Source organism: Pseudomonas sp. FH4, assembly GCF_000510915.2.
Taxonomy (GTDB): Bacteria; Pseudomonadota; Gammaproteobacteria; order Pseudomonadales; family Pseudomonadaceae; genus Aquipseudomonas; species Aquipseudomonas brenneri.
This window is the reverse complement of record NZ_AOHN01000053.1, coordinates 1-804: the sequence shown is the minus strand read 5'-3', so window position 1 is coordinate 804 and position 804 is coordinate 1. Positions and strand designations below refer to the sequence as shown.

Here is an 804-nt window from a genome sequence, read left to right as displayed (position 1 = left end):
GCATCCTGCAGCGCCTCGGCGTGGGGTACGTCGAGATCGACGAGCGTATGCCCGATCGGGATTGGGACGTGGTGCTGTTGCGCCTTTCCGACTCCCAGCTGTCGCAGAATCCCGAGCTGTTGCGGGTGCTGATCCAGCAGTACGGCCGCACATGCCGGCGTTATGACTTCGTGACCATCACCCCCGTGTCACTGCGCATCGTCGCGGTGGACTTCAACGACGATCAGCAAACGCTGGTCGCCAGCCTGTAGGAGCCCCCCATGGGAGCCAGCATTACCCTTGCAGGTGAAAGCCTGATTGCGCAAAAACAAGGCGCACAACAGCCCCTGATCGTTTCCCGGTTTGTCCTGGCCAACGTGCCCGGGCTGGACCCGAACGGCCAGGTAGATCGAGCAGCACCGAAGCCGGCCGCGCACCTGGTGGCGAGCTATGACGTCACGCAAAAAGGCTTTGTTAACCCCAACCAGATCGTCTATAGCCTGATGCTCGGTAGCGATATCGGGGATTTTGATTGGAACTGGATCGGCCTAGAGACCGCCGAAGGCGTGTTGCTGGCCGTGGCCTACGTGCCACTGCAGCAGAAGCGCAAGAACATCCCGCCGCTGCAGCTGGGCAACAACGTTACCCGCAACTTCCTGGTGGTGTTCGACGGCGCCCAGGCGCTGACCGGAATCACCATTGACGCCAAGACCTGGCAACACGACTTCACCGTGCGCCTGCATGGCATCGACGAGCGCGAGCGCCTGAGTAACCGTGACACCTTCGGCCGGGCCTGCTTTTTCAGCGACGGGCTGAAGCTGGCCA

General features: G+C 61.8%; 1 protein-coding gene and 1 pseudogene. Both read left to right on the top strand.

Translation table 11 applies throughout. The features are described from left to right. Positions 1-251, top strand: a pseudogene (locus H097_RS26600) (phage tail protein); the annotation flags it as partial. 9 nt (positions 252-260) lie between these two features. Next, the coding region (locus H097_RS26595) for a phage tail protein (RefSeq protein WP_032863571.1) at positions 261-804 on the top strand (544 nt) is incomplete at its 3' end.